Source organism: Pseudomonas sp. 67(2021) (assembly GCF_017491835.1).
Taxonomy (GTDB): domain Bacteria; phylum Pseudomonadota; class Gammaproteobacteria; order Pseudomonadales; family Pseudomonadaceae; genus Aquipseudomonas; species Aquipseudomonas atacamensis.
Window position 1 is genome coordinate 480,822 of the sequence record NZ_JAFGYL010000001.1, and the last position, 25,367, is coordinate 506,188.

Consider the following 25,367-nt stretch of genomic DNA (forward strand, 5'->3'; position numbering starts at 1 on the left):
CCCAAACGGGGCAGATTTACTCATGCTCAACGATAAAATAGCCATCGCACGAAACTAACAAAGCCGAACCCCCGTGCGACTTCGAAATTTCATTTATCCTGCGCGGTAAAATATTTTTTAATACTTGCAGCGTCTTTATAACTGCAAACCACCTTCGCTCCAGAAACTAAGTCCTTTCCATCCTTGCAGTTTTCCAAAGCTGGATCAGATGGGTCACCTGTGAAATAGAGCAATGAAGCGTTTTCACCATCGACCCTGAGCGGAAGCTCCATGATTGAATACGAAAAACCATCAAACGCGGAGTCAGACAGCTTGCTCTTCACCAAGACATACATTGATTTACCGCGTCGCTCCGGAGATTTCCAATCGTAGAAGAAGACGGAGGCAATTTGATCACCCTCAACTTTCCAAACATATTTGAAAAATGTTTTATCTGAACCAATCGGAGAATAATATATTTCGGCGTCAGCAACATACTCTCCGTTCACCAGTTTTTTCAGACTATTTTTTAAAAAGAACACTGCAATCTTTTTTTCTCCTACTGAAGCCACGACCGCTGGATGAAACTCACTCAATGTAGGTGCCGCATCTGCTAACACATTGGATACGACCAAGCTTATGACCATCGCAAAAATGCAACGGATTTTAGACAGTTTCAAATATTTTTTCATTTTTATATATCCTCTGGAAATGCTTCCGACGTTCATCATAACTATCAGTATCTCTGTTAATAATACGAGTAACAGCATCTACGTTTTCGTCCGCATCACCCTTATCCGCTTCTACAAAAATATTGTTTTTAAGCCAGAAATAAACACCCGAACGAACAGAGTATTTAAACTGTGTATGCAAGATATCCGGCTGACCAACAAAATCAACTTCTTCATCCCAGAACGTTTTATGATAATCCTTAAAGGCTTGATAGTTTGCTTTACCCGTTAAATGTTTAAGACCTCTACCACGATATTTCCACCCCTCACCAGACGATATATTGCCGTTACCTAATTTCCCGCCATATGCTCGATTCGCTATCGCGATCTGATTTTCGTGAGACACATATTTATTAGATCCTGGATATCCATAAAGTGTTGCTTCATCAGGGTGATCCCTAAAATACTTAAATGTACCCTTTAGGCCAGGCACTCCATAGGTAAAGTCCTCTACCACCGCGCACTTCGATCCAATTTCCTGCCTTACCTGAGCAAAAAAGTGACTCAACCTCAACGGAGTATCTAATTTATATCTTTCACAGTTTTCATTTAGCTGGGTGGCAACTTCCGCCAATAAGACATCTTGTTCGGAGGTATTTTTTAGTCCTTCAAATACCCTTTTTAACATCTCGACGGTGATCTTTATTTTTCCGCGACTACCGATCTGATTACCAAGAAATGCAATTGGATGAAAATGCCATAAAACGCCATCACCTAAGCCTTTAGACTGTATAACTGAATCATCCCAAAATATTAAACTATCTATTCGTTCTTTTTCGTGATTTAGAACAGATGGGTAATCCTCCAGCAATGTATCCAGCCGCGCCCATTTGGAAGAGTCCGACTTAGATTTCCACTCCGTAGGGTGATATGCAATGAGCTTTGACCAATGATCCCTGAACTCAATATTCTTGAGTGCAATCGGGAAATCTTCGGGAGTGACTTTTTGATCTCTGTTACCAAATCGATCCAAGTCGTTATATAAGGTCTGGAAGAATTCTGGCATATCATCAGGATCCAGAAAACCATCAGAATTTGATTTTGATTCCTTAACGACGCGAAAGCCTAGTTTTTCCCAGTCGTGCTGAGCAATAAGCTCCGCCCCTTCTTTTTTGAGCAAACCCGATTTGCTTTCTGATTCATCAACTACGGTTACTTCGTACCACTCTTCAGGGTCCTTATAGATAACAGTTTTCCCAAGCTCCACAAAGGTTTCATTCGAAATTGTCACAACCCCAGTTAGAGGGGGCTTACTTTTCAAAGTTGTATTCGCTGGCAAGTGCAAGTATTGCTTTCCTTGCTTCACTGCTGCCTTGTTTTTCAAGAAATCCTCAATTCTCGGATCTGCCGAAAAAATTTCCACATGGACTTGATAACTTCTCGAAACCCCTCCATCAGGACCTGCCAATGTTTCATTTAAACCAAGAAAGCCGATTACGTCACCTGCCTTAATTGCCGTATCCATAGCTACGACCTTGTCAAACTCCGTAGGAATCAATCCAAGCAGTTGAACATAAGGCTTTTCAACACAAGCCCAAAAAGTTGCTGGGACAGGAGTGGAATGGCTTTTCAAACCGGTTGCAGTGCCAGAAGTACTTGGCACGAAGCAACATTCCGCCATTTTGTATGACTTAGAGCCAATCTTCAGGCTAAAAACTTTCCCACTATCAAATTCTATTACGCTATTTGTACAAAGTACTAAATCTTCGTTTTGCCCCAGACTATTTACCTGTCTCATTGCAGCCCCAGCTAAAGCGCCGTTACTCTGCGGTGAGGGGGCTACCCTTAAGGTAAGCCCAGAGCCGGTAACTATAGCTCTGACCTTGCCCTTCCAATAATCTGGCTTCTTTCGCTCCGGTGCAGTTATTGCTTTCCAGCTCGCACTGCCATCACCTCTTGGGTATGCAACACCGTTTTGCTTGTAGGCGAACCAGAAATCCTGTCCTGGCGTGCGTCCACCTACTGTACCTTTAATTAGTTTGCCTTTCGCGTGGATGTGATCAGAGTGCTCTTCAAGTATTTCAATTTGAGTTCCAGCAGAAATCGAACCGTATTCGATGCAGCCAGTCGCACCAGCAACATCGCTTCGAGCTTTAAACCCACTTGCGATCATCTTTATTTTCTGATGGCCCGTCTGTTCTGGTTCATCCGCGTACCTCTGGTATGGTAGCAAATGCATATACAGGCTATAAAATACGAGTTCATTACTAGTATTGGGCACGACCTCTTTATTAGGTGGTGATTTATAGTCGTGCTTGACAAGGCAGAATGAATTTGAGTACTTCAATTCCTCTGTAGTACTCGAACCTTCAAACTCAGTCTTTAAATAATCCTCATTCAACCGATAGGCTACGACGACACCATCTCCAATACAACGAATAGGTTCATCTCTCACACACTGCGGAGCAGTCTTATGCGTGATATGAATACCGCCATGCCAAAATCCATGATTCCCAAGTAAAAAGTTACCTGAGCTTTCACTCTCAAGTGCTTTAAAGATTTCTTCAGCATCCTTAAATTGCGATCCGTCCGCTTTTCTAAACGGGTACTGAAAATTCATTAATGGTGTAGATTCTACCGGTGCAGGTGCAGGTGCAGGTGCGGGCGCAGGTGCGGATCCTTCCCCCGTCCGAGTCGATTCCTTAACCCTTAGAAATTTTGTAGGGACTGGCCAAAAATATGCTTTGCTATAGGCACCAAACTTTGCAGTAGCTGGACCAGAGCTTTGCGCCCCAAAAAACTCACCATATTGAGAGTCCAGCGTACTATCATAGTGCTCTACGATACCCGTATGATTTAGCGTTTTATTATCTCGATTAGAGATTACGTTAATCCAGAGTACGATATCTCCTCGCCTCACATTAGCAGGACTAATTACATCATAGTATTGAAGTGCGGCTGCACTATTTAGCCCCGCCGTATTCTGGTAAGGAACTTGATATCCAGCGCCTGTGAGCAACAGGTTTACCATATGAGAGCAATCGACGATTTTTTTGCCATTTTCTACGACGAAACCATCTCCTCCTTCCTTATATCTATAGTTAGCACTCGTATAGTTACTTGATAAATCTAGTGGCTCTGTCATTTCTGCTTCCTGCAATAATCAGTAGCAATAGCTCGCTTTAGTAATTTCAGCGGTCTGTTTATTTAGACGTTCCAAATGTGCGATAGACCCTTTGCTGCCTTTTTTGGCAGCCACTTGGTAGCACGCAACCGCCCGGGACATGTCCTTCGTTACCAGCTCTCCAGTTTCAAAGGCACGCCCGAGTGCATTTATCGCAAAAGCACTTCCCATACGGGCCGCTTGCGTCAGCGCTTCCTCGGCCTGTGCTGGATGCTGGCAAGGGCCATTGGAGGAAATGTTGTTTCCATCGCAATAAAACAACGAGAGGCTCATCGCCCCCTCAGGCAGAGTGGTCGCTGCTGCCTTGAATAGCTGCTCAACCTTATCCGTTTGCAACTGCGGAGCCATTCCGGAAAGACTCAAGCTTGCTGCATTCAAACTAGCCTGGGGATCACCGGAAGCGGCTGCGCATAGATAGTTTTCCAAGGAAGCTTCAAACAACTCACCTGTGAGTCGGTACTGCTCCAGCCCCCCTAGGCCTCTAAAGGCCTCTGCACGTTGAAAGCAAAAATTCTCTGCCTCGCTCATGCGGGGCTTGCTCGTCTCTACGAGATCTTTCTCACTGATCGACCAATCTTCAACCCCCTCAAGCACCCAACACGCTTGGCGAGAAAAATTAAAAATCTTGATGTTGCTATTACCTGCTCGCTTATCCACTACGTTGAAATGATTATCGTCAATCTCCTCAACCTCTACGCCTTCAGTCTTGTCCGCGCCTACAGGCGCCATCAACGGAAACGCTAAATTGGTGCTAGTAAGCCCCATCGTTTTAGGCTCAAAAACCCCATGATCTCCCACCGGTTTCAAAACCAGCGACTTCACCGTCATCGCAGTCCACCGCTGCTGAGTTTCGGCATTCGCAGAAAACGCCGGCAGAAACTGGGAAAAGTCCTCGGACGGACATTCATCCGCATAAGCGCTGCCATGAAACAGGCTCAACAGCGACGCGGTGAAAACCGCTATCGCGATGCCATTGCTCTTCTTCAAAACACGATTCATGTCGATTACTCAGAAAACACAAAAAAAGCCTTCGGCTTAACCTTCTCAGGCGGCGCATTCAACAACGCCTGATCCATCAAACTCCCCGCCTTATCCTTATCCGCCGCCCCCGGCAGCACCGGCGGTTTAATCCCGATCCCTGTGCCGGAGCCAGCCGAGCCACCCGCATTGATCTTGATCACCGGCCCAACCACCGTCACCCCACCGCCATCGAGCTTGATAAAGCTCCCACCGCCAAGAATGGTCAGCTCCGTCCCCGCCTCAATAACAATCTTGTCCCCAGCCTTAAGGTGAATCTCTTTGCCCACACTGGTCAGTTGCGCAGTCCCCAACTTCACATGCTGGTTCTGCCCAATCGTTAAATGATCATCCAGCTTCGCTTCAACCTTGCGGTCGGAAATCGTGGTGCGGTGTTCTTCAGCCTTCAGCTCGGTGTAGGTGTTCTTCACCACCGTGTCGTGACGTTCATTTCCGACGCGAATCTTCTGGTCATGCTCAACGTTTTCATCCCAATCGCGCTGGGCGTGGATGTAGATCTGCTCGGCGCCTTTCTTGTCTTCAATGCGCAGTTCGTTGTAGCCGCCACCACCCGGTGAGCTGAGTGTTTTGAACACGCTGCGGGTTTTGTTCGCCGGCAGTGCGTATGGCACTGGGTTTTCCTTGTGGTACAGGCAACCGGTCACCAGCGGTTGGTCGGGGTCGCCTTCGAGGAAGGTGACGAGGACTTCCATGCCGATGCGCGGAATGCTGATGGCGCCGTAGCGGTCGCCGGCCCAGGAGCTGGAGACGCGCAGCCAGCAGCTGGTTTTGTCGTCGGCCAGGCCTTCGCGGTCCCAGTGGAATTGCACTTTGATGCGGCCGTATTGGTCGCAGTGGATTTCTTCGCCTTTGGGGCCGGTGACCATGGCGGTCTGGCTGCCAAGCACACGCGGTTTCGGGTGTTCGAGGGCCGGGCGGTAGAACACGTCCCACGGGGTGGCGAGGAAGGTGTTGCGGTAGCCTTGGTGGAAGTCGTCTTTGTTGTCGGTGGTGTCGCTGGTCACGCCTTCTTCGAGGACTTGCGGCTGTTTGCCTTCGTGGAAGATTTGCGTGAGCAGCCACAGGTCGTTCCACTCGCTGCGCGGGTGGTCGGACATTTCCATGAAGTGGCCGCTGACCAGTCTGGTCTGGTCGCCGCGACCTTCGGCCTGGCGGTAGTCGGCGCGGTGGCGTTCGAGGGCGCGCTGGCTGAGGAACTTGCCGCGCGCGCGGTCGATGAAGCGGCCCGGGTAGTCGTAATCTTCCAGATCCGGCTCGGTGCTGTCGCCGTCGGGTTTGTACGCCGCTTCCATTCGCAGGCGCGGTTTTTCGAAATCGTAGTCGCGGCGAGTGGTGCGCGTGGTGCGGGTTTCCAGACGCAGTTTGAAGGCTTTGATCACCGGTTCTTCGGCGACCATGCCGCTGCCCTGCACGTACGCGGTTGGCTGGCCGAGGTCGGGGAACACGGTCTGGTCGTCGCCGAACACCAGCAGGTGGGCTTTTTCGCTGTGCTGGAAGTGGTAGTGAATGCCTTCCTCTTCGCACAGGCGCTGGACGAAGTGCAAATCGGTTTCGTCGTACTGCACGCAGTAGTCGCGATCCGGGCACGGCTGGCTGAGCTGGAAGCTGTAGGCGTTGCCTTTGATGCCGTGCTCTTCGAGGATCAGCGCGATGATTTTCGGCGCCGACATCTGCTGGTAGATGCGCTGGTTGGTGCGGTGATGCAGGTATTGCAGTTGCGGCACGATCGAGACTTTGTAGCGGGTCAGGCGCTTGCCGGCATCGCCCTGGGCGACGCGGTAGATCTGCCCGTGAATGCCCGAGCCCTGTGGATCGAATGCCAGAAACGCCTGCTTGTGCAGCAGTTGTTCAAGGTCCAGATCGGGGTTTTCGCTGACCAGCTCGAGGTCGAAGCGATACGCCTGGCTGATGCCTTCGGTGCCGGTGAACGACAGCACTTGCAGGTCGCCGACGTAGTCTTCGACCTTGAGGCTGAAGTGGGTTTCGTTAGCTGAGTTGAACATCGTGTGCTCCCTGTTCGAATGTCATCCGTTACGCCCGAAGTCGCAGACGTTGCAGCCAGGACGAAGTGGCGCCCAAGGCGTCACGCAATTGTTGGGCAGTGATGGTGCGTTCTGCCGGGTTGAAGCTCAGCGCGGTTCGCAGCGCTTGCCAGCCGTGCTGGGGTAGATTCGCTGGGGCGCGCAGCTCGCGCTCCAGGTGCTCGTCGCGGGCCTGGGTCGAGGGCAAGCGGCGGAACGGGTGTTTGCCGCCCGCCAGTTCATAGATCACGCAGGCCACGCCGTACACGTCCGCGCTGGCCGACAATGGTTGGCCCTCAAGCAGTTCGGGGGCGGCGTAGCCCGGGGTCCAGGCGTTGAAACGCTCGCGGCTCAGGTGCGGCAGGCCGGGCAAGGTGCCCTCCTCTGCCTGCCCCAGACCGAAGTCGAACAGGCGCAGGCCGTCTTCGCTGAGCATGACGTTGCTCGGTTTCAGATCACCGTGCAGCACGCCGCGACGGTGGGCGTAGGCCAACGTGTCGAGCAGCGGCAGGACGATGTCGCGCAGTTCTTGCCACGGCAGGCCGAGGGGCCGCTCGCAGAGCAATTTGTCCAGGGTCAGGCCACGCATGTATTCCATGGTGATGAAGGCCCGCTGGCAGTCGGTGTCGACTTCAAAGGTGTGCGCACGTACGACGTTGTCGTGGCGCAGGCGTCGGGTCAGGGCGAACTCGCTGTAGAGCAAGGCACTGGCGTCCGGCGATTCGGCAAATTCTTCGCTGAGGATTTTCAGCGCAATGTAAGGGTCGGGATCGCCGAACTGTTCGTGCAGCAGATCCCGCGCCCGGTAAACGGCGCCCATGCCACCGGCCCCGAGCAGACGCTCGAGGTGGTAGCGACCGGCGAGTACATCCGGCAGCGCACCGATGCTGGCCTTGGTCGGCGCCAGCAGCGGTTCGGCCTTGTTGCCCTTGGCGAAGGCAAAGTAGGTCAGGTTGCTGGCCTGCTCTTCGCTGATCAGCAGGTCATCGATGGGCGATTCGAGTTCACTCATTGGCGGATCACCACGGCAGTCAGGTTGTCCCGCGCGGCGCCCCGCAGAGCGCCGTCGAACAAACGTTCCAGCGCCACGTGCGGCGCGCTGAGGCTGAGGGCGTTGCCGAGGGCATCGCTGCTCAGGCCCTGATACAAACCATCGCTGCAGAGCAAAAACACATCGCCCGGATAGACCTCGAGTTCAAGCACATCCAGGGTCAGTGTGTCGGCGGCGCCGACGGCTCGGGTGAGTGCCTGAGCCGCCGGGTGCGCTGCCGCCTGTTCGACGCTCATTTGCTGCTCGTCGATCAGCTGCTGTTGCAGCGAATGGTCCTTGGACAGCTGATACAGCCGCTGCCCGCGCCACATGTAGCATCGGCTGTCGCCGGCCCAGATGCAGGCCGCGCGATTGCCTTCCACCAGCAGCGCGACGACGGTGCTGCCCATGATGCTGTCGTGACGTCCGGCAGTGACCGTCAACTCCTGGCCCAAGCGCCGGTTCAGCCAGTGCAGGCACTGGCGGATGGCTTTGAGGCGTTCGTCGAAGTCCTCGTGTTGCGGCAACTCAGCCAGGCTGGCGACGATCAACTGGCTGGCGATGTCGCCACCCTGATGACCGCCCATGCCGTCCGCGACCACCCACAGCCCGTGCTGCGGCGAGTCGAGGAAGGCATCTTCGTTGCGCGCCCGCACCTTGCCCGGGTCGGTACGCGCCGCGCTGCGCCAGGGACTGGCCACCAGCATCAGAGCTGCACCGGCATACGGAAGGTGCGCAGCACGCCCATGTCGAACGGGTTCGGCGTGCGCTGGCTGGTGAGCAGGTAGTTGGCGCGCAGACCGCCCACGTCGGCTTTCAGTACCAGCACGTCACGACCGTTCAGGTACTCGGTCTGCATCAGGTCGAACAAACGGAACAGCGACCATGGGCCGGAATTCTTCTCGATCCCGATCGGGCGTCCGGCCATCTTGTCCATGACCAGGCTGGTGCGACCGTCTTCAGCATCGGTCGGCCACTTGAAGGTCATTGGCAGGATCGGGCCGTGACGGTACTCCATGGTCTTGTCGCCGAACTTGAATTCGGAGCGACTGACCGCCGGATCGAGGGTGTACGGTTCAAGCTTGAACTGCACGGTCGGCTCGGCCGGGTTGATCGAGAAGAAGCTCTGGCGAATCGTCTGCGCCGCCGCCATCTGATCGAGGTAGACCTTCGATACCGGCAGGCTGTGACCGTCGACGCTGCGCATGCGGTAGTTGCCCGGATCGCCGCTGACGAATGGACGCATGTAGCTGTCGAAGAAGCGGTCGACGGTACCTTGCGCACGGAAGAACTCACGGAAGTCGCTGATCGCCACGTCGCTGGTGCTGCTGGCGCTGAACGGATAGCGCTTGCTGATGGTTTTGCCGTACACGCTGTACAGCTCGTTCTGATAACGGCCATTCAGGTATTGATAGGCATCGTTGAGCACCAGGCGCCACGAGTCCTCGGCCAGCACGTTGAACCACACGCTCAGCGGACGCGGCAGACGACCGGAGGCATTACGCAGGTTGGTCAGCGCATCACGCTGGCCGTTCATGCGCGTCTTGGCCATCTCGAACGCGGCTTGCTCCGGCGTGCTGGAACGGGCCAGGCCGGCCAGTTGCAGTTGCAGGTCGTTGAGCGCGCTGAACGCTGGCGTCAGGTCAGCGCCCGGGCCGTTGTTGTCATCGAGCAGACGATGCAGCGGTTCGAAGCGGCGTTGCAGGGATTTCTTCGCGGTGTCCGGCAAGTTCTTCGCCACGTTCAGCGCCGAAGCCTTGTCGGCGGCAGCGGCGGCGAGTTTGCCGGCCTTGCCCAGTTTGCCTTTCTGTCCGGCCAGCGCATCGGCAGCTTCGCCGGCTTCATCGACCGGATCAGCCGCGGCTTCGAAGCGGGTGTTTTCACGTACTTCGGTGAGCAATGCGAGGACCGGCGAGTTGGCCGAAGTCAGGCCCGCCAGTTGCTCGGCGCCTTCGCCAGCGTCGCTGATCGGTGGCAATGCGACCTGGCCAACGGCTTCGCTCCAGTAGTTGGCGTAGTCGCGGAAGTACAGCTGCTCAAGCTCGACCATCAGGCGACGCAAGTCCATGTCGCTGATGCCCGCGCCTTCGCCCAGCACCCAGTTGTCACGCAGGATATCGGTGACCAGCGCGGCGCCCTGCACCGAGAAATACTGCTGATAACCCTGCTGGGTGTAGAAACCCGGGATCACGTATTCAGTGCCGATGAACAACGAACCTTGCGGGCCGAGGTGCTGGCTGAAGCGGTAGTCCGGCAGGTTGCGCGCCTGCTCGCGGAGCATGCGGTAAACCACGTTGGCCAGCGATTCGCTGCGCAGGACCTGACGCGCCTGCGTCACCAGTTGATCGTTCAGCGGGTAGATGAACGGCTGCTTGAGCAAACGCTCGAGGTGCGTATTCAGACCGTTCTGCACCGCGGTGTTGCCGGTGTAGCGCTGCGACCAGTCAGTGGCGACCCAGTCCTTGAGCCACGCCGCGTCGCGACGATCCTTCATGTTCAGCATCAGGTACGCACGCAGGCTGTTGAGAAGGCGATCGCGGTCCTTCATGTTGGCGCGGATCTGCCCTTCGAGCATGGTCGCCACCCGTGGCAGCAACTGCGCTTCAAGCTCACGCTCGTAGGCGGTTTTCACCACCGGGTTGATCTCTTCGCCCTGATACAGCCCGCCACGCTCGTGGTACGAGACGTCGCCCTTGTTCGGGAACACCTGGGTCGCGGCGTAGCTGGTGTCGAGCACTTTCAGCACGCCCATGGCGTCATCGCGCGGCGTCACGGCCGAGCGTTGCTGGGTCCAGTTCTGCGCCAGCGTACGCAGGTTTTCCAGACGCTCGTAGTTGGCCGAGAAACCACCCGCCCAGAGCATGCCGAACAGCGCCAGTGCCGCCAGTGCACCGACGTACAGCGCGCGCTGGCCCCAATGAATGCGGCTGCGCTCGCGCTTGTCCAGACCGGCCAGATCGGCCTCGGGGAAAATCACTTGGCTGAGCAAGTGGTGGATGAACCGCGAACGGCCGCTGCGCAGAGTCGGCAGCACGCCGGCGTTCATGCCCAGGCTGGCGCCGATGCCGGCGGTGGTCGAATCCATTTCCTGGGTCAGGTGCGGTGCGCTGGTCAGGTAGAAGCCGCGCAGTTGCGTAGCGCGCTGATAACGGTTGCCGGTGAACGCCATGTCGACGAACAGGCACAGACGCTCGCCGATCTGCCCCAACTGATGCGGGAAATCGAGGATGCGCCCACGGCGCTGAGTATCGCGCTCGGAGTGCATGCGCATGATCACTTGGCTGTTCAAGCGGCGCAGCAGCTCTTCGAACTCGTTGCGCAGAACCGTGACGTCGGTGCCGACCTGATCCTTGCGGAAACTGGTGCCGAGCACCTGATCGCTTTCTTCGCGGGTCAGTTGATCGAAGAATTCGTCGAAGCCGAGCAGCTTGTCCGCCTTGCTCAGGACCAGATACACCGGCACATCGACGTGGAGTTTCTGATGCACGTCCTGCAAACGACTGCGCACCTGGCGCGCGAGGGTCTCGATGTCCTGCTCGCTGCCGCCGGTGAGGGTTTCCACCGGAATGGTCACCAGCACGCCGTTCAACGGACGGCCGCGACGACGCTTGCGCAGCAGTTCCAGCAGGGTTGTCCAGGCGTTGCCGTCGACTTCCGCGTCCGGTTGAGTGGTGTAGCGCCCGGCGGTGTCGATCAGGACACCGTGATCGGCGAAATACCAGTCGCAATGACGGGTGCCGAGGGTGTCGCGGGTCAGCTTGCGGTCGATCTTGTTGATCGGGAATTCCAGACCGGAGAAGTCCAGCAGGCTGGTCTTACCCGAGGCCTGCGGACCGATCAGCAGGTACCACGGCAAGTCACTGCGCCAGCGCTCGCTGCGACCGCGATACAGGCTCGACGTCTTCAGGGTTTTCAGTGCGTCCTTGAACCGCGCCTTCAACTCTTTCTGTTCTTCGTCGATCAGCTCTTCGCGGCGAATGCGGTCCTGGCCGTCCTCGCTTTCCTCCTCGGCTTTCTTGCGGATACCCGCGCGCCAGCTGACGAAGACCATGGTCAGGCCCCAGATCAGGAACAGCACGCTGATGGTCAGCAGGCGCGAGGTCGCGCTTTCCCAGAACTTGTAATCATCGACCGCCAACAACGGGCCGACGAACCACACCAGCAGCGCCACGAACAGCACCAGCAGCAAAGTCCAGACCCAGGTCTGGCGCAGGAAGGCGCCGACTTTCTTGAAAAACTTTTTCATCACACGTCCCTGTTTTACGGCTGCGCCTGCGGTTGTACCGCGGCTGGATCAAGCGGCTGATAAGGATGCAGAACGGTGTCGCGTTGTTCGCTCAGGACCCAGGCGAAGCCCGAATACATCACCACCAGGCAGACCAGAGTAAAGAGCACCACCATCCACGCCGGCACGATGCGCACCAGGTTGCGGCGCTGGTCGTTGAGGCCTTCCCAGTGCGGCGACAACTCGCGCGGCACGTCGCCACGCAACTGACGGATCTGCCGGTACAAGGCGTCGCGGATGCCTTCAAGCTCAAGCATGCCGCGCGCCTGGACGCGGTACTTGCCCTCGAAACCGAGGGACAGGCACAGGTACATCAGCTCGAGCATCGGCAGGTGCTTGACCGGGTTTTTCGACAGCCGATCGAGCAGCTGGAAAAACTTCTCGCCGCCGAAGGTTTCGTTGTGGAAGCTGCTCAGCAGGCTCATCTGCGACCATTCGCTTTCGTTGCCCCACGGCGTGGTCACGACAGCTTCGTCGACCACGGTGCAGAGCACATAACGCGCGGCCATCACCTGGCTGCTTTCGGCGCCGTTGTGCAGGGCGCGTACTTCAAACAATTTCAGCCCGGCAGTCAGCCGCTCATTCAGCGCATACAGGTCTTCGCGTGTTTCGCTGTGCTTGAGACGCACCACTTCCGAGAGCAGATCGGACGAGGCCGCGACCAGCGAGTTGAGGCTGATGTTGAACGCCTCCGCCGGACGCAGGCGCGCGGCGTAGATCATGCGTTCTTCCAGTTGCTCGAAACGCGGCGGCGCGGCGAAGTCGGTCAGCGGACTCGATGCCGGTCCGTGGCCTTGACGATCGAGCAGGACGGTTTTGTCGTCCTGGTTGTAATCCGTTTCCTTGATCATGTCGGTCAGTTCCTGATGGCCCAGAATTTCAGTTCAAGCTCGGCGAATTCGCCGGACACGTGGAACGCGAAACCGCCGGAGCGTTCGAGTTGTGCGAGGTCTTCGGAACTGAGTTCGAGAATGAAATAGGTTTTGTTCGAGTGGAACGCGATCTGCCGTGGTGCCACCGGCAACGGTTTGACCTTGATCCCCGGCAAGTGCAGGTTGACCAGTTGGCGGATGCGCTCCACCGGGCCGACCTTGAGGTGCTGCGGCAAACGCTGACGCAGTTCTTCGGAGTCGCAGTTGGCACTGGCTGCCAGCACGAACGAGGCCGAGCCGAGCAGTTTGTGGTCGTGCAACGGCGAAACAATGATGCCGTACTGACGCGCCTGCAGGATCAGTTCGATGGCGTGCTGTTCGAGCACCATCGACAGCACCTGACGGATCGCTTCCATCAGTTTGCGAAAGCTTGCGCCCTGATCGGCGTGGGAATAGCGGCTGTCCAGGCGCGGGCGTTTGCTCTCGCCGGAGAAGGTCGCCAGATCGCCGAGCATGGTCAGCAGCGTGCGGTACAACTCTTCCGGATGCACTTGTTCCAGACCGAGGTAATGGCGCAGCAGCAGTTCGGTGCGGTTGATCAGTTGCAGCATCATGAAGTCGCCGACTTCAGCGCCGCCGACCTTGCCGTTGGAGCGAATCCGCTCGGCGATGGTGTCGCCACGGTGGCTGAGCATGCTGATGACTTCTTTCAGGCACGACAGCAGGTAGCTGGAGGCGTGGGCCTGAATGTAGGTCGGGACGAAATCCGGGTCGAGGCTGATGACGCCGTCGGGCGTGGTGTCGAGCACGTCGCAGATTTTCAGCTTCACGTAGGCCTGATCGCTCTGCTGCTCGCCGAGCAACAGTTTGAAGTCCGGCCGACCGCAGCTGACCTGGCTGGCGGAATCATCGCCGGCGTTGGAGTCGGCGACTTCGGCGTCATACGCGGTGTAGCGCGCGAGCACGTCCGATTGCTCCGGGCGCCGGGCCTCGATGTGGTTGCCGGTGACCAGCGGCAGCGCCAGATAGATCGGCGTGTTGCCGGTGTTCGGCGGCACGTCCAGCGCCAGCGGCTCGGTGTTGCCACCGAGTTCGAACAGGCTGCCGTCCGGCAGAATCCCCGAGGCTTCACTGATCACCAGTTTGCCCATGTTGAGGAACTGCAAGTCGATTTCCAGATTGAGAAAACCCCAGGTGTAGCCACCGAGCAATTGCGTGCGGGTTTTCATCTGGTGATCGTAATAACGATCGTTGTGCTGGAAGTGCTGCGGTCGCAGCAGCATGCCTTCCTGCCAAATGACTTTATGGGTGTTCATGATCAGTCATCCGCCTTGGCGAGCACTTGTTGGGTGTTGCGGATACCGGCCTGATCGAGGGTCAGATCAGCCTCGGTGAGTTCCAGCGGAGTGATCTGCACGGTGTGCCGCCACTGGGTATCCGGCAGGTCGCGATAGGCGGCGAGGATGCCCACGTAACGGCTGCCCTCCTCCACGCTGAGTTTCAGTTCCACGGTTTCGCCCGGGCGCAATTCGAGTTCTTCGCTGGCCACCAGATCCGGGTTGAGGGATTCCTTGGCGCGCTCGTAGAGGCTGAAGAAATCAGCGTTCTCGAAGGTCACCGGGTGCTTGAGTTCGAACAGGCGCACGACGATCGGCGACGGCCGCCCGTTGAGGTCCGGGTTGAGCTGATCGCTGCCGGTCAGTTTGAGGTTGATCTTGGTCACTTTCGAGTATGGCGACAGCGACGAGCAACCGGCGAGCAGCACCAGCACGGTGAGCGCAGTCAGCGTCTTGAAAAAAGCGGTCGAGCGGCGAGACATGCGCATCATCCTTGGTGGTCGGTGTGGAGGGTGGAGATCAGACGAATCTGTTCTTCGTAAGCCTGAGCAAAGTCGCGGGCCAGCAGACGCTCGCTCCAGTCATCGTCCTGACGCAGTGCCTGGTGGTAGCGGCCGAATGCTCTCCAGCGCCCACCCGAAGTGGCGATCAATGGCTTGCTGTCACGCTCGAAACGCAGGGTCAGCTGCTCCGGCGAGAAGTGCTCCAGCGTGCCACGCACAGCAGCGCGACTGGCGGTCAGCAGTGCCACTTGATGCGCCTGCAGGTCGCGGAATGCGCGGGAGATCGCTTGCTCGGCGGGCAGATGGCCAGGCTTGCTTGGCTGCAACAGAATCTGCAGTGCTTCGCTCGGATCGACGGCGAATTTCAGCGGGTTCTTGTTGGTGCCTTGCACGGTGGTCTGGGCCAGACGCAATTCGTTTTTCAGCTCGGAGCGGGTGCGCAGGCTCTGCTGCAAACCGCCGATGCTCTGGCGCAGCAGGCGCGCAGCGTTGAGCGCCAGCGCTTCGCGTTCGTCGTGGCTGAGGCCTTTGACGTCGACGCCCAGCGCCGCGCCGAAGTGTTCCCAGAAACCTTCGCTCTGACGCTCGACGGCTTTCGGTGCAGGCGCCGGCTCAGGCTCGACCGGGGCGGCGATCAGCTCCGGGACCATCAGGCTTTCCATGTCGATGCGCGCGTAGTCGGCACGTTGACGGGAGTCTTCCGGCTTGGCGGTGGGCGACAGCAGTTCGTCGATTTCCGAGTAGACGCGCTCTTGCTGTTCGAGGGCATTGAGCGGGTCGAGGTCGAGGAACGCGTCATCCGGAATGATGCTGCCAGCGGCACGCGGACGGCCGACTTCGCCGTCGAAGGTCGCCGGGTCACGGACCAGCCGCGCGCGGATCTCGAAGTCGCCGAGAATGTAGGTGCTGCCGTGCTCGATGCGCACCGGCTCGCCCTTGTGCAGGCGCGCGCCGCTGCTGCCGTCCTGGACACCGTTGCTGCTGGTATCGGTAAGGAAGAACGAGCCCTCGCGGTAGCTGACAATCGCGTGGTGATTGGACAGGTGCCGCTTGCGGTCAGGGATGATCCAGTCGCAGTCCTCGCCGCGCCCGATCACGCCGCCGGCCTGCTTGAAGGTCCGCTGGCACAGCTCGGTGGGCACGAACTGCTTGGTGTTCAGCATTTCGAAAACCAATTCCATGTTTGATGCTCCTTGCGGTCACTTGCCGCGATTGACCGCTTGCGGATCACCCAACGGGCGATAGTCGTTGTCGTTGAATTTGTAATTGCCGCTACAGCCGCCAAGGCCGCATAGAACGACGAGGGTCAGCAGGACAGCGTGCCAGTGACGAACAGACATCAGAGGGTCTCCAGGTGTAGACAAAGCACAAAGCGCCGACCCTTGCGGGCGGCGCTGAAATAAGTTTTTGAGGTGGGCTCGAAGCCTCTAGATCGAGGCCTTGCGCCATAGCCTGGAGGTACGGCGACCTCCCGTGGCGAGGGGACTTGTCCCCGTTGGGGTGCGCAGCGCCCCCATAACCTGCCAGCGCGATTTCTCAGTGAAACCGTATGTACCGGACTGCGACTGCTGCGCAGCCGGACGGGGATAAATCCCCTCGCCACAGGGTATGTGTTGGGTTCGAAGAAGTGCTGTAGCTCAACCATCAAAGTCACCCAAATTGATATTCAGGCGCCCGAGGCGGTACAGCAGCGTGCGCCGTGGCAGGCCCAGTTCGCGGGCCGCGAGGGTCTGGTTGCCGTCGTTCTTGCGCAGGCAATCGAGCAGCAATGTGCGCTCGACCTGCTCCAGGCGTTCGCGCAGATTCAGGCCGCTGTTGTCTTCCGGCATCGCTTCCAGGCGCAGGGAAAAATGCTCGGCGAGCAACTCGCCGCCCTCGCAGAGCAACACCGCGCGCTCGACCAGTGCCTTGAGTTCGCGAACGTTGCCGGGGAAGTTGTAGCCGCACAGATGCTCCAGCGCCGAATCCGACCAGCGCACCGGATCACGCTGCAAAAACGTGCAGGTCTTCTCGGCGAAATGCCGGGCCAGATCGAGGATGTCGCCTTCGCGCTGACGCAGGGCCGGCAGCTCGATCGGGAACTGCGCGAGGCGATAGTACAAGTCCTCGCGGAACTTGCCTTCGCTGACCAACGCCGCCAGATCACGGTGCGTCGCGGCGATGATGCGCACGTCGATCTTGTGCGTGTCGTTGGAACCCAGCGGACGAATCTCGCCTTCCTGCAACACGCGCAGAATCTTCGCTTGCAGCGACAACGGCATGTCACCGATTTCATCGAGCAGCAACGTGCCGCCATTGGCCGCGTCGAACAGCCCGGCACGATCGCGATCGGCACCGGTGAAGGCGCCTTTGCGATAGCCGAACAGCTCGCTTTCCAGCAGGTTTTCCGGGAACGCCGCGCAGTTCTGCACGATGAACGCCTGGGAGCGACGCGGGCCGCAATCGTGGATCGCCCGTGCCACCACTTCCTTGCCGGTGCCGGTCTCGCCACGCAACAGCACGGTGTACGGGCTGTGGAGGATCTTGCTGATCAGCGAGTAGGTCTGGCGCATCGCCGCGCTTTTGCCGATCAGGCCGTAGCCGCTGATGCTCGGCACGCTGCGAGTGGCGGTGGCCGATTCGGCGGCTGGCTGACGCAGGCGTTGCAGCAGATGCAGTTGGCCGAGCACGAACGAGCCGAGCTGGCCAAGGGAGTCGGCGAAACCCTGCAAGTCAGTGCGACGACGACTGGCACACAGCAACAAGCCCTCAACCGACTTGTGCTGATTGACCAGCGGCACGCACAACAGCGACTGCCACGGCGTGCTCGTCGCCGGCAGAAAACTGGTTTCGTGCAGGCTGCCGGTCAGGTCGTCGAGGCACACCACGCGGTTCTGGCACAGGGCGAATTGCAGCAGTTGTTCACCGTTGTAATCCGCCGGCAGGCTCGCCGCCTGACGCGGTTGCAACGCGCCGTCGAGGCATTCGGCGTTCATCCCCAGGCAGGTGTGGGTGGCGTCGAGCAGATACAGCTGCGTCAGTTCGCAGCCACTCAGTTCGGCCAGGCCACGGACGAATTCACCCAGCAGCGCAGCACTGTCCGCCGCCCGCGACAGACTGGCGAACTGCGCCAGCAACGCTTCGGCATAGACCAGTGGCTGCGGCACTTGAGTGAACATCACGCCCACCTCAGACGAACTCGCAGGTCACGCTGGAACTGCCGTCGAGCGTGGCATGCACACGCTTGAGGCTCTCGCCGGTCGCCATCGCGTCGAGCAGACGGTCGGCCACCAGCGGCAGTACGTGTTGATCAAGCAGATGATCGATCAGGCGCGCGCCGCTTTCGCTTTGCGTGCAACGCTCGGACAGGTGATCGACGAGGTTCTGGCACCAGCTGAACTCCAGCTGACGACGGTTCAGGCGCTCGCCGAGACGGCCGAGTTTGATTTCGATCAGCTCGCGCAGCACCGGCCCGCCCACCGGGTAGTACGGCACCACTTTCATCCGCGCCAGCAGCGCCGGTTTGAAGTGTTTGCTGAGTACCGGCCGAATGGTTTCTTCGAGCACTTCGGCGGTCGGCCGCGCGCCGTCTTCGCAGAGTTCGCTGATCTTGTCGCTGCCAAGGTTGGAGGTCATGAGGATCAACGTGTTGCGGAAGTCGATCTCGCGACCTTCGCCATCGTTGGCCACGCCTTTGTCGAAGATTTGGTAGAACAGGTTGAGCACGTCCGGATCAGCCTTCTCGACTTCATCGAGCAACACCACCGAATACGGCTTCTGGCGCACGGCTTCGGTGAGCATGCCGCCCTCGCCGTAACCGACGTAGCCCGGTGGCGCACCGATCAGGCGCGAGACGGTGTGCTTCTCCTGAAACTCGGACATGTTGATGGTGGTGATGAAGCGGTCGCCGCCGTACAGCAGGTCCGCCAGGGCCAGCGCGGTTTCGGTCTTGCCGACGCCGCTCGGGCCGACCAGCAGGAACACACCGACCGGTGCATCAGGCTTGTTCAGACCGGCAGCGGTTGCGCGCATCGAACGATCCAGCGCATGCACGGCTTGCTCCTGACCACGGATGCGTGTGCGCAGATCGGTGGCGAAACTGGCGACCTTGGCGTTGTGCTCGCGGGCCAGTTGCGCCAGCGGCACACCGGTCCAGGCGCTGATCACTTCGGCAACCAGACGCGGGCAGACTTCGAAGCTGACCAGGCGTTCTTTGACTTGCGCAGCGGTCAACGCGGCGTGGGTTTCATGCAGCTGAGCTTCCAGCGCTTCGACGCTCTGGCCTTCTTCGACTTCGGCGACCACAGTTTCAATCACGGTGCCTTCGGCGTCTTCTTCAACGCTGACGGTCGGCTCGACGGCTGCGGCTTCGCGGGCCTTGGCCAGTTGCTGACGCAGTTCCAGCAGGCGCTCGGCCAGTTCTTTTTGCTCAGTCCACAAGGTCTCGAGCGCAACCATCTCGCTTTCGGCTTCGTCCAGCCGCGCTTCCAGTGCCTCCAGCGCTTCGTGGTCGATCAGCAGACCGGCCTCGGCATCGCGACGCAGGGCCTGGCGCTGACGGCCGCCTTCAGCCAGTTCGCCACGCAGGCGCTCGAGGCTTTCCGGGGCCGCAGCGAGGCTGATGCGCACGCGGGCGCAAGCGGTGTCGAGGACGTCGACGGCTTTGTCCGGCAGTTGCCGACCGGCCAGGTAACGCGCGGACAATTCAGCAGCGGACACCACCGCGTCATCGCGCAGGTAGATGCCGTGGCTCTTCTCGTAGACCTGAGCCAGACCACGCAGAATGGTCACCGCTTCGCTCACGGTCGGTTCGTGCAATTGCACAGGCTGGAAGCGACGGGCCAGCGCCGGGTCTTTCTCGAAGTATTTCTTGTACTCGGCCCAAGTGGTCGCGGCGATGGTGCGCAGTTCGCCACGGGCCAGCGCCGGTTTCAGCAGGTTGGCCGCATCGGAGCCGCCGGCATTACCGCCCGCGCCGATCAGGGTGTGGGCTTCGTCGATGAACAGGATGATCGGTTTCGGCGAGGCTTTGACTTCGTCGATCACGCCTTTCAGACGACGCTCGAATTCACCTTTGACGCTGGCGCCGGCCTGCAGCAGGCCCATGTCCAGCGAGAGCAATTCAACGCCTTTGAGCACTTGTGGCACTTCACCGGCAGCGATGCGCGAGGCCAGACCTTCGACGATCGCGGTCTTGCCGACACCGGCTTCACCGACGACGATCGGGTTGTTCTTGCGGCGACGGGCGAGGATGTCGACCATCTGCCGGATCGCGCCATCGCGGCACAGCACCGGGTCGAGTTTGCCGTCGCGGGCCTGTTGGGTCAGGTTGTGGGTGAAGCGCTGCAACAGCGACTCGCCTTGCGCCGCCGGTTTGCCATTGGCCGCCGGCTGCTCCTGTTGCGACAGGGCAAATTCCTTCAGGCGATCGATGTTCAACTTGGCGAGCAGCGGTTGATAGCGGCTGCCGGCATAACGCATCGGGTTGCGCAGCAACGCCAGGATCAGCGCGGCGTCTTCGACCTGGGTCTGGCCCAGCTCGAGGTTGGCCACCAGCAGCGCGTCTTGCAGCCATTGCACCAGTTCCGGAGCGAATACCGGGTTGCGCGAAGCGCTGTGTTCGACCCGCGATTGCAATGCAGCGGTCAGTTCACCGGCGTCGACGTCAGCATCTTGCAGCGCGCGCGACAGCAAGCCGTTCGGGCGCTCGAGCAAGCCCAGCAGCAAGTCTTCGACGAGGATCTTGCTGCCGCCACGGGCGACGCAACGCTCGGCCGAACGTTCCAGATCACGACGGGTTTCGGCGTCCAGCGCCTGGATGAGTTGTTGCAGGTCTACGTTGATCATGGCTCACGTCCTTAATGAATTTTGCTGCCCAGGGTCACCACGCCGTCCGCTTTTTCGCGGCCCAGCCAACTGGTCCAACCGAGGCGACAGGCGTTCTGCTCACCGATGCGCAGTTCGCGGATTTCTTCCTGGCGCAGGACCAGGCGAATGTCGTAATCGAGCGGGTCACGCAAGGTGAACCGCACCAGCGCGCAGAGCGGCTGGTAACCGAAACCGATCGGCAGGAATTCATGGAATCGCTGCCAGTCGAGTTCGGTGATGTGAATGCGGAATTTGCCGCTGCGATCGCGCACGTGTTCGCCCAGCACCAGGTCTTCGCCGAGTACGCTGTTGGCACGGCCCAAACGATTGCGCTGCTCGTCGAGAATTTCCACGCGGCGCTCGATGCACTGCTCGATGACCAGGTCTTCGTGCTTGAAGTAGTAACGCAGCACGGCTTCGATCAGCGCCGCCGAGTGCGCGCGCAAACTGAGCAGGCCGAGGTACGGCAGCAAGCGTTTCCAGTTGAGTTCCTTGGCCTTGCGGATCTCGTCGCCACCCAGGCCGATCAGCGCAAAAAGTTGCGCCGAGAACGGGTCGATCGCGCCGCTCTGGAAGCTCGCGCGGTAGCGATACTTGCGCCAGATCGGCAGCATCAGCCGTTGCAGACGATGGTGGAACAGGTCGAGGAAGTTGCGCGTCGGGTTGCCGTCCTCGCTGTCGCCCAGGGCCTGCTCGCCATAGAACGCCGGCAACGGCGAACCGGAGCCGACCAGGCCGATCAGGTTGAAACGCACGCGCGCGCGCATCTTGCCGTGCTCTTCGAAAAACTCCACGCGATCGACGTCGCTGCGCGGAAAACCCAGGCTCGGGTTGGCCTGGAACTCGACCTGATCGTACAGATCGTCTTCGCTCAGATGCGGGTGTGCCTCGCGCAGCCGGTCGATCACCAACAGCACGGCCTGAAACAGCGAGTACTCGCGTATTACCTTGGTCAGCCCGCTTAAAGCAGGGGCTGCAGGCCCATACGTGGTGTCCATTGGTACACCTCTCCCTGTGTGCTTTTTACCCGCAGCTCATGGAATGAATTGAGACTGGCGTAAAGCGCGAAAAACTCGTTGAGAACCGAAGCGAAGACGAACAGGTCGCCTTCGCCGATATAGCCTTCCGGGTCGATGGTCAACTCGGTGCGCAAACCGCGCACCGGCAGACCACGATGCAGTCGGTCGACGTGGTGATGCTTGATGTGCTTGAGGCCGCCGAGCAGGCGCTTGCTGACCTTTTCCGCGTGCTGGTCGTAGTAGCGCGGCAGGTCGTAGGTTTCCAGAATCACCTTCAACGCATTGACGTCGGCCAGCGACAGATAGTTAAGCGACATGTTGCTGATCAGCTTCCACAGGAAGTCGCGGTTCAGCGGCGGCGCGAAGCTCGACGTGGCCGGGGTGATGTTGCGGAAACTGAGGAATTCCGGGGTCTGCTCGCTGGCCATGCAGATGTCGCCGAGCTTGAGCTTTTTCGGCAGGTTCTGGTTGGTGCACATCAGCTCGATCGACAGCGTTTCGTGGGCTTCGGTGTGGCGGATGCCGAAGCTCAGGTAAGTGTCGAGGCCGTCATGCAGCAAGGACGAACGCTGGCGAATGCTGTAATGCGGACGGCTGTTGGGCACGTCGAAACTCGGGTCGTGCTCGAAGGACTCGAACGGCACGTATTCCTGATAACCGAGACCGCCGGGCTTCCAGCCAGTGACGGTTTCCACCGAGAACACACCGCAGTTTTCCAGGTCGTATTCCGCCGGCAGCAGCAGGTATTCGTCCTGCTTGCCGTCTAGACGGATCGGCAGAGCGTCGTGCTCGAACAGATTGACGATCGGCGTGCAGAACAGCTTCACGTTATCGAGGGTCGGGCGCATGCGCATGATGCCGCTCTTGCGGATGTCGAAGCGCAGTTCGAGACCACGCATCTGCTTGAGCGTGTCTTCCGGCAGCGCCTTGAGAATGTCCAGACCGTTGACGTCGACGAACAGGAACTTGTCCTGGAAGGCGAAGTATTCCTGCAGGTAGCGATAGCCACGGAAGGTGTTCAGCGGATACGGGATCAACGCTTCTTCTTCGGCAAAACCCACCGGTTTCACCCGGTCGCCGGGAATCTTGAACGCCATCGGCTTGCCGCTGACGCCATCAATCGGCTTGCCGGCGCCGTCGAGCGGGATCAGTTCGATGCCGTCGAGGTTGCGCAGCAGGCTCAGGTAGAGCATCTGGCTGATGTAGCGCTCACCGGCAAAGTGCAGGCGCAACTTGCTCAGCTCCAGTTCGCCGAGGTGGCCGTCAGCGCTCATTTCCAGGCGCAGGCTGAGCAGCGAGCCATCGCCCTTCACCGAGTAATTCAGCGCAGCCAGATCCAGCGGCAACACCTCGGTCGGGTAGCACGTACGGAAGCGGCAGCGCACGTCTTCGATCGGCTTGCTCTCGATCGGCGTATCGCGCTCAACCAGCAGCGCCGGCCCGGAACGCTTGAGCGGATCAAACTGCAGAATGCTGAACGCCGGCAGCGGGCGCATGTAGTTCGGCCACAGCAACTGCATCAGCGAATGGCTGAGCTCCGGCAGTTCGTCATCGAGCTTCTGGCGCAAACGCCCGGTCAGAAACGCAAAGCCTTCTAGCAACCGCTCCACATCCGGATCCCGCCCGGCCTGGCCCAGATACGGTGCCAGCGCCGGACTACGCTCGGCGAAACGGCGACCGAGCTGGCGCAGTGCGGTGAGTTCGCTTTGGTAGTAGTGGTTAAAGGACACGGGGTACCTGCCTGGTAGTGGAACTCATTTAAAAAAACAGCAGAACAGTTCATGCGGGTAAGAAACTCCCCGCGGGCAATGTCGGCCATAACGCCCAACAGTCATGCTTTAACTTCTCGATTTGAAAAAAAAACGCGATCAATCAATTGGCCAGCAAATATCGCCGCAAAAGTCAGGACACCACCCATCGAGGTGTAAGCCATCGCACGGACGGGGTAGTGAGGCAAAAAATAGTACAAAATAAGTCCCAGCATTAATGAGACAGACAGGACCTTTAATTTCAGCTTGGGGACAAAAAACGCTATAGCGTTCATCACCACAAAATACTGAACCATTAGATCCGGGGTCATACCGATGCCGATACCTCTCGATGTCAACCCGCCATACATATCGATATATACGTCGACACCGTAGTTATGCAAAGGAATATACAGGGCACATACTATCAGGTGTGGAATACAGGCAACTAAGCGACGAGCTTTCATTTATTCCATGCCCCGTACTGATCCATATCGCCTTGCGAAATTGGATTTATTAACTTCGCATTCGATACAGGCACATAAGGTGCGTCAGTAAGTTCAATTGTGTGCGGGATACCTTTATCGTATACCGTGTCTTTTTTCACAACCAACTTGCAGTTTTCTTTTGCCCACAATATCCCTCGCAATATGATGAAGTTATCGTAAACGTCTTTCGGTCCTCGCTCTGCTCCGGTATAGGCTTTGCCGTCGCCCCAGGTCACACCCGTTTCACCAGCCAGCTTTATTGCGAGTTCTACCTGCTTTGTTTCTCGCAGATATTTTCTATAGGTGTTAACCGCAAACGGCACCTGGCCAATGCCATCAGTCCAATACGGTTTATCCTCCATGAACACCATCAAGAACTCAGCACCGCCCACGGCACGGAATTTCCAGTCACCCGGCATTCCAGAGTGAAAAGTGAATGAAAACCGGTCGACGATTGCGAAGTCGATCAGCTCCTGCCAAGTAACATGTTTATAAGCCGCATGCGATTCTGATCCGGCCTGCGTTGTTTCCGGGTTGATCCAGACAAGCTCTCTATAATATCTGGCCAACGGTTCGAACCACTGACCCTTTTCTGCGTATAGTTTCTCCGCAGTGATAATTCTGAATGGAGAGTCATCCTTACCCGGTTTCAAGGCGAAGAGCGGCACACCACTTTTTCGCGTAATAATCCAGGCCAACGGAAGGTCAACTTTCTTCGGCTTTGTATCCTTGCTCTCAGTTGTTTCGGTAAGAACTTTAAGTGTAGTCACCTCGTCCTGAGTCACAAACGTGTAAGCGACACCATCGATGTTGATTACGGTCTCCATACCTACTAGTCCGCCGAAATATATATAGTTACAGGCTCTGCCGTCTTTCCAGTTGAAAAACCACCTGACATGCCTGTTGACGTTGAGCCTGTTTTCTCAATCCCGCTATCAGAGCGCATGATGTAGTTTAAATTTTCAACCGTTCTTCCATCTGCGGTTTTGAATTCAAAGACACGATTGAATATTCCAGGAATGATGACCGGCTCCGGCGGCACAAACGGCGCCGGCGTATGCGAATTGCCAATAATCACCGTCCCGGAACCTGCCGTGACCTTGTTGCCGTGAGCACCAACCGAACCTACGGTCGCAGCCGGTTTGCCGTTGATCAACACCGTTGTCGCAAGATCGCCGACCATCGCACCACCACACGCCGAGACATCGCCTTGGCGGGCGGCCGCGAGGCCGTCGAAGAACACGTCGCCGGAACCGGCGGCGATCGGGTTGGTGCCGTGGCCGGGGAGCGGGCAAGCGGTGGGGTCGGATACGCGTGCTGCGGGTTTGCCAGACATCGGGGATCT

General features: G+C 58.2%; 19 protein-coding genes. All 19 read right to left on the minus strand.

Annotation, left to right across the window (positions count from 1 at the left end):
- Positions 1 to 89: 89 nt before the first annotated feature.
- The 19 genes from J5M66_RS02230 to J5M66_RS02320 all read right to left on the minus strand — a co-directional run bounded on the left by J5M66_RS02230 (position 90) and on the right by J5M66_RS02320 (position 25,358).
- Entirely contained in the window at positions 90 to 671 is a 582-nt protein-coding gene (locus tag J5M66_RS02230; protein ID WP_207807576.1) for a hypothetical protein, read from the minus strand.
- Positions 646 to 3,795 carry a hypothetical protein gene (locus J5M66_RS02235; RefSeq protein WP_243432827.1) on the minus strand — a complete coding sequence of 1,050 codons (3,150 nt, stop codon included), beginning with the start codon at positions 3,793 to 3,795 and terminating at the stop codon, positions 646 to 648. The genes J5M66_RS02230 and J5M66_RS02235 overlap by 26 nt, the downstream gene beginning before the upstream one ends.
- Before the next feature lie 18 nt (positions 3,796 to 3,813).
- The gene (locus J5M66_RS02240; RefSeq protein ID WP_207807577.1) at positions 3,814 to 4,833 is read right to left on the minus strand and encodes a sel1 repeat family protein; all 1,020 of its coding nucleotides are present in this window, start codon (positions 4,831 to 4,833) and stop codon (positions 3,814 to 3,816) included.
- 5 nt (positions 4,834 to 4,838) lie between these two features.
- Positions 4,839 to 6,875, minus strand: a complete 2,037-nt coding sequence (locus J5M66_RS02245; protein ID WP_207807578.1) for a type VI secretion system tip protein VgrG — start codon at positions 6,873 to 6,875, stop codon at positions 4,839 to 4,841.
- 28 nt (positions 6,876 to 6,903) lie between these two features.
- Entirely contained in the window at positions 6,904 to 7,905 is a 1,002-nt protein-coding gene (locus J5M66_RS02250) for a serine/threonine-protein kinase (RefSeq protein ID WP_071172095.1), read from the minus strand.
- Entirely contained in the window at positions 7,902 to 8,630 is a 729-nt protein-coding gene (locus tag J5M66_RS02255; protein WP_041476618.1) for a PP2C family serine/threonine-protein phosphatase, read from the minus strand. Before J5M66_RS02255 ends, J5M66_RS02250 begins: the two co-directional genes overlap by 4 nt.
- On the minus strand, positions 8,630 to 12,169 hold the full coding sequence (gene tssM / locus J5M66_RS02260) for a type VI secretion system membrane subunit TssM (RefSeq protein ID WP_207807579.1): 3,540 nt from the start codon (positions 12,167 to 12,169) through the stop codon (positions 8,630 to 8,632). Before tssM ends, J5M66_RS02255 begins: the two co-directional genes overlap by 1 nt.
- Before the next feature lie 14 nt (positions 12,170 to 12,183).
- On the minus strand, positions 12,184 to 13,059 hold the full coding sequence (icmH, locus tag J5M66_RS02265) for a type IVB secretion system protein IcmH/DotU (RefSeq protein WP_016772511.1): 876 nt from the start codon (positions 13,057 to 13,059) through the stop codon (positions 12,184 to 12,186).
- A gap of 5 nt (positions 13,060 to 13,064) precedes the next feature.
- Positions 13,065 to 14,396, minus strand: a complete 1,332-nt coding sequence (gene tssK, locus J5M66_RS02270) for a type VI secretion system baseplate subunit TssK (protein WP_016772510.1) — start codon at positions 14,394 to 14,396, stop codon at positions 13,065 to 13,067.
- A gap of 2 nt (positions 14,397 to 14,398) precedes the next feature.
- A complete protein-coding gene (gene tssJ, locus J5M66_RS02275; protein ID WP_016772509.1) occupies positions 14,399 to 14,899 on the minus strand; it encodes a type VI secretion system lipoprotein TssJ in 501 nt (166 codons plus the stop codon).
- Positions 14,900 to 14,904: 5 nt separating this feature from the next.
- A complete protein-coding gene (gene tagH / locus J5M66_RS02280) occupies positions 14,905 to 16,101 on the minus strand; it encodes a type VI secretion system-associated FHA domain protein TagH (RefSeq protein WP_016772508.1) in 1,197 nt (398 codons plus the stop codon).
- Positions 16,102 to 16,119: 18 nt separating this feature from the next.
- Positions 16,120 to 16,260, minus strand: coding sequence for a hypothetical protein (locus J5M66_RS02285; protein WP_003229566.1), 141 nt, complete (start codon positions 16,258 to 16,260; stop codon positions 16,120 to 16,122).
- A gap of 297 nt (positions 16,261 to 16,557) precedes the next feature.
- Complete coding sequence (locus tag J5M66_RS02290; RefSeq protein ID WP_122705536.1) at positions 16,558 to 18,078, minus strand: sigma 54-interacting transcriptional regulator; 1,521 nt, start codon at positions 18,076 to 18,078, stop codon at positions 16,558 to 16,560.
- A gap of 10 nt (positions 18,079 to 18,088) precedes the next feature.
- Positions 18,089 to 20,746, minus strand: coding sequence for a type VI secretion system ATPase TssH (gene tssH / locus J5M66_RS02295; protein WP_207807580.1), 2,658 nt, complete (start codon positions 20,744 to 20,746; stop codon positions 18,089 to 18,091).
- An 11-nt stretch (positions 20,747 to 20,757) separates the two neighbouring features.
- Positions 20,758 to 21,765 (minus strand): type VI secretion system baseplate subunit TssG, encoded by a 1,008-nt coding sequence (gene tssG / locus J5M66_RS02300; protein WP_016772504.1) that lies wholly within the window; start codon positions 21,763 to 21,765, stop codon positions 20,758 to 20,760.
- Complete coding sequence (gene tssF, locus J5M66_RS02305; protein WP_039757337.1) at positions 21,729 to 23,516, minus strand: type VI secretion system baseplate subunit TssF; 1,788 nt, start codon at positions 23,514 to 23,516, stop codon at positions 21,729 to 21,731. Before tssF ends, tssG begins: the two co-directional genes overlap by 37 nt.
- 101 nt (positions 23,517 to 23,617) lie before the next feature.
- Positions 23,618 to 24,001, minus strand: coding sequence for a hypothetical protein (locus J5M66_RS02310; RefSeq protein ID WP_110599800.1), 384 nt, complete (start codon positions 23,999 to 24,001; stop codon positions 23,618 to 23,620).
- Complete coding sequence (locus J5M66_RS02315) at positions 23,998 to 24,849, minus strand: hypothetical protein (protein WP_016772501.1); 852 nt, start codon at positions 24,847 to 24,849, stop codon at positions 23,998 to 24,000. Before J5M66_RS02315 ends, J5M66_RS02310 begins: the two co-directional genes overlap by 4 nt.
- A gap of 5 nt (positions 24,850 to 24,854) precedes the next feature.
- A complete protein-coding gene (locus J5M66_RS02320; RefSeq protein WP_207807581.1) occupies positions 24,855 to 25,358 on the minus strand; it encodes a PAAR domain-containing protein in 504 nt (167 codons plus the stop codon).
- Positions 25,359 to 25,367 lie beyond the last annotated feature (9 nt).

What these genes read in the sequence shown, in the direction of transcription:
- J5M66_RS02230 (WP_207807576.1), bottom strand. Translation starts at nt 671, where the DNA reads ATGAAAAAATATTTGAAACTGTCTAAAATCCGTTGCATTTTTGCGATG.
- J5M66_RS02250 (WP_071172095.1), bottom strand. Translation starts at nt 7,905, where the DNA reads ATGAGTGAACTCGAATCGCCCATCGATGACCTGCTGATCAGCGAAGAG.
- J5M66_RS02320 (WP_207807581.1), bottom strand. Translation starts at nt 25,358, where the DNA reads ATGTCTGGCAAACCCGCAGCACGCGTATCCGACCCCACCGCTTGCCCG.
- tssM (WP_207807579.1), bottom strand. Translation starts at nt 12,169, where the DNA reads ATGAAAAAGTTTTTCAAGAAAGTCGGCGCCTTCCTGCGCCAGACCTGG.
- tssJ (WP_016772509.1), bottom strand. Translation starts at nt 14,899, where the DNA reads ATGTCTCGCCGCTCGACCGCTTTTTTCAAGACGCTGACTGCGCTCACC.
- J5M66_RS02240 (WP_207807577.1), bottom strand. Translation starts at nt 4,833, where the DNA reads ATGAATCGTGTTTTGAAGAAGAGCAATGGCATCGCGATAGCGGTTTTC.
- J5M66_RS02255 (WP_041476618.1), bottom strand. Translation starts at nt 8,630, where the DNA reads ATGCTGGTGGCCAGTCCCTGGCGCAGCGCGGCGCGTACCGACCCGGGC.
- J5M66_RS02285 (WP_003229566.1), bottom strand. Translation starts at nt 16,260, where the DNA reads ATGTCTGTTCGTCACTGGCACGCTGTCCTGCTGACCCTCGTCGTTCTA.
- J5M66_RS02235 (WP_243432827.1), bottom strand. Translation starts at nt 3,795, where the DNA reads ATGACAGAGCCACTAGATTTATCAAGTAACTATACGAGTGCTAACTAT.
- J5M66_RS02245 (WP_207807578.1), bottom strand. Translation starts at nt 6,875, where the DNA reads ATGTTCAACTCAGCTAACGAAACCCACTTCAGCCTCAAGGTCGAAGAC.
- J5M66_RS02290 (WP_122705536.1), bottom strand. Translation starts at nt 18,078, where the DNA reads ATGTTCACTCAAGTGCCGCAGCCACTGGTCTATGCCGAAGCGTTGCTG.
- icmH (WP_016772511.1), bottom strand. Translation starts at nt 13,059, where the DNA reads ATGATCAAGGAAACGGATTACAACCAGGACGACAAAACCGTCCTGCTC.
- J5M66_RS02310 (WP_110599800.1), bottom strand. Translation starts at nt 24,001, where the DNA reads ATGAAAGCTCGTCGCTTAGTTGCCTGTATTCCACACCTGATAGTATGT.
- tssG (WP_016772504.1), bottom strand. Translation starts at nt 21,765, where the DNA reads ATGGACACCACGTATGGGCCTGCAGCCCCTGCTTTAAGCGGGCTGACC.
- J5M66_RS02315 (WP_016772501.1), bottom strand. Translation starts at nt 24,849, where the DNA reads ATGGAGACCGTAATCAACATCGATGGTGTCGCTTACACGTTTGTGACT.
- tagH (WP_016772508.1), bottom strand. Translation starts at nt 16,101, where the DNA reads ATGGAATTGGTTTTCGAAATGCTGAACACCAAGCAGTTCGTGCCCACC.
- tssK (WP_016772510.1), bottom strand. Translation starts at nt 14,396, where the DNA reads ATGAACACCCATAAAGTCATTTGGCAGGAAGGCATGCTGCTGCGACCG.
- tssH (WP_207807580.1), bottom strand. Translation starts at nt 20,746, where the DNA reads ATGATCAACGTAGACCTGCAACAACTCATCCAGGCGCTGGACGCCGAA.